Origin of the sequence: Bacteroides sp. RTP31139st1_H2_RTP31139_211217 (genome assembly GCF_040227615.1) — a bacterium.
Taxonomy (GTDB): Bacteria; Bacteroidota; Bacteroidia; order Bacteroidales; family Bacteroidaceae; genus Bacteroides; species Bacteroides uniformis.
Map to the genome: position 1 here is coordinate 1,353 of NZ_JBCNZM010000255.1, position 3,005 is coordinate 4,357.

Sequence of the window (3,005 nt, forward strand, 5' to 3'; positions counted from 1 at the left end):
GTTGTACCCCTTGGCTCCGTTGGTCACTTCCCAGGGATCTACCTGCGCATCCTCGTTGTTGTTCACCAAGCGTTCCACACCGCCCTGCAGGTGGAACAGGTCGGTGTAGCCCACCTGTTTCCAACCTCTGCCACCCTGGCTTACGGGCGAAGTGTGCCACTTCCGGATGTCCGCCGATGATACCTCACGCCCCTCCGGGGTTGCCGTACAGTGAATTACCAGATACTTCAATTTTGCCATACCATCTTATCCTTTCTGGTTTTGGGTAATGGTAATCTTGGCCGTCTTGCTGCGGTCGGCATTGAGCGTAAGGGTCAGTGTACCGGTTTTCTGACTGCCACTGTTTGCACCGGCCGAAATCTTCACGCCTTTATCCGTCGCTTCCACCTTGAAGCCGGCAGGGGCACTGCCTATCTCATATTCTCCGCTGGCGGTCACGGTCACTTCTTCACTGCCACCGGTTGCCTCAAGGGTCACACTGGCAGGGTCAACTGAAATCTTCTTCTCGCTCGCCTTGAACACGGGGTTGCTTCGCTTGTCCAGCACCACCACTTCTTCACCGAAGGCAATGTTCGTGTCAGCCTTCATCAGCATCTTGAAGAAGTACAGTTCGCTCGCGTTCGAGATCTTGTCAATCTGAATCACGTCTTCATCGTCCTGCAGGTTCACAGCCGCAAACAGGTTGCCGCCGGCATCGGGCGAACAGAGGGTGCACACAATCAGATCATCGGGCCAGGCCGCAAGCGTCTCAATGGTAATGCCCTTGTAGCGACGGGCATTCACATCGGTTTCGCTCGTGTTCTTGGACTCGCGCTGGGTCAGCTCGTCATCATACTTGTCAAAGTCGTTCACGCTCATCAGAATGCGGAGGTCCGGGTTGTTGCGGATGGCCACGGGAATCTTCGCACGCATGGCTTTCAGTCTGCCCAGCATGGTCGATTCTGCGCTGTCCACCACAATCACCTCAGTATCCTTGGCCATCTGGGTCAGGATGCCGTTAAACAAGTGGTCGTCATCATCCCCATATTCACCGTTCACATAGTGGTCACCCAGTTCAAACTGTACCCGCTTGGCCAACTCGGCAAGCAGGGCGTTCTGCGCTTCGGGCGGAAGTTCCGAGAATACCAGGTTGCCCTTCGGCTGCCATTTGCGCCAGATGTTCTCGAACGTGCGGGGGTTAAACACCGTAAAGGCCATGAAGTCCACCGGGTCAAGACTCTTTTCGTCGTAGTTGAAGTTGCCCTTCGAATCCTCCACGCCGGGGTTCTCCTTGCGCTTCTGGAGCATCTTGCCGGTCTTCAGGCGCGGCAGGCTGATTTTCTTCTCCACACCGGGAATCACCATGATCAGCCCCTTTTCCACAATCTCATTGCTCGTAGCGGCAAGCGTCAGCAACTGTTCCAGTACCTCGCCGCTGTAATTCGTGTTTCTTACAATTATTGCCATAGTTCAATCACTTTTTACGTTTGTCCTTAATTTCTCGCATACGCCTGTTCCAGGGGCTTTCTTCACCATTCGGTTCCAGATGCAGGTCTTCCATCACACGGCGCTTTACCGGCAGTTGGGCCAGGGCCTTTTCGCCGTTCTCGCGGTCATTGGCCAAAAGGTTTTCGTAGATGGGGCGGGTAGTCGCATCAATGCGACCGTCCTGCTCGGCTGCGTCAAGCAGCTGCTTGCGGGCGGCAAGGTCTTCGGCTTCAGCCTTGTCTTCGTAGGTCTTCACCTTGGCCTTCAGGTCGGTGTTCTCTTTCGTAAGGATAGGTACCTTGCCTGCCTCTTCCTCCAGTTGGTCCATCAGGCGGAACACATCCGCATCACTCGCGCAGTCCTTGAAGCGCGGGCGTTTCTTTACGTCTTCCAGATTCATGTCTTCTCTGTTTTTTTGTGGCTCAACGAGCCGGTTATTGAATAAAGTATATATCTGCGCCGGTGTACTGTCTGCCGGCACGGGGTCTGCATCATAGATGTCGTCTATGAAACCAAGGTCCAGGGCTTCCTTGGCGGTCAGCCAATGGTCCTCGCCGTCAAAATAGGTCTGTTTCACTTCTTCCTTGCTCATGCCCAGCCGCTCGGCATAGATTTCACTCAAGCTGCCTTCCAGGCTTTCTATCTCTTCCATGCAACGCTGCAGGTCCTGCTTGTTGCCGTAACACCCACCGCTCACACTGTGCAGCATCAGACGGGCATATTTGCTCATTTCTACGGGCTTGCCGCAAAGGGCTATCACACTGGCCATGCTGGCGGCTATGCCATCCACATAAATGCGGATGTCGGCCTGGCTATGGCGCAGGGCGTTGAATATCGCAATGCCGCTGTACACTTCCCCGCCGTTGCTGTTGATACGCACATGGATGCGTCGGCTCACGCGTTCGGCTTCCATCAGTTCCTGGGCTATGCGCCCGCTTTGCACCTCCGTATAGTCTCCGATGTCCCCATACAGGAATATCGTACTGGTGCCGTCGTCACTCGTTGTAATATTGAAAAATCTGCTCATCGTCATACACTTTCCTGCGGTCTTCCCCGCCTTTCGATGATGCGAAAATAGAACATTCCCATGGCAACAAGAAACCGCGTCCGCATCATAACATTTTCTGGCGTTATCATAACGCTGTACCCCGTCATCATGCGTACGCGCTTTTACAAACCCCGCTTTTTCATGCAATTTTGTAACGTGATTTACAACTAAAAAGGACGATTTATGGCAGATTTGACGAATGCCCAGAAAAAGGAATGGGCAAAGACTTTGTACCTCAAGGAAAACCTCACACAGCAGGAAATCGCCGACCGGGTGGGCGTGTCACGGGTGTCCGTGTCCAACTGGGTACGGGCCGGGAAGTGGGAGGAACAGAAGGTGGGGCTTACGCTCACAAGGCAGGAACAGGTGGCTAACCTCTACCGGCAGGTGGCCGAAATAAACAAGGCCATCGCCGAACGGCCCGAAGGGGAACGGTTCCCCTCATCCAAGGAGGCTGACATCCTCGGGAAACTGTCGGCGGCCATACGCA

The 3,005-nt window shown here is 54.3% G+C and carries 3 protein-coding genes and 1 pseudogene; 1 reads left to right on the plus strand and 3 read right to left on the minus strand.

The annotated features are described in order from the left end of the window. The 3 genes and pseudogenes from ABUA47_RS23340 to ABUA47_RS23350 form a co-directional block, all read right to left on the minus strand. Nucleotides 1-240 (minus strand): annotated as a pseudogene (locus ABUA47_RS23340) (lysozyme); the annotation flags it as partial. A gap of 6 nt (nucleotides 241-246) precedes the next feature. Next, nucleotides 247-1,446, minus strand: coding sequence for a BACON domain-containing protein (locus tag ABUA47_RS23345; RefSeq protein ID WP_007562509.1), 1,200 nt, complete (start codon nucleotides 1,444-1,446; stop codon nucleotides 247-249). A gap of 7 nt (nucleotides 1,447-1,453) precedes the next feature. Continuing rightward, a complete protein-coding gene (locus tag ABUA47_RS23350; protein ID WP_022199168.1) occupies nucleotides 1,454-2,494 on the minus strand; it encodes a head maturation protease, ClpP-related in 1,041 nt (346 codons plus the stop codon). Nucleotides 2,495-2,698: 204 nt separating this feature from the next. Between ABUA47_RS23350 and ABUA47_RS23355 the strand changes: the two genes are divergently transcribed. Next, nucleotides 2,699-3,005, plus strand: a 307-nt coding sequence (locus tag ABUA47_RS23355; protein ID WP_349832139.1) for a helix-turn-helix domain-containing protein, incomplete at its 3' end; no start/stop codon positions are given.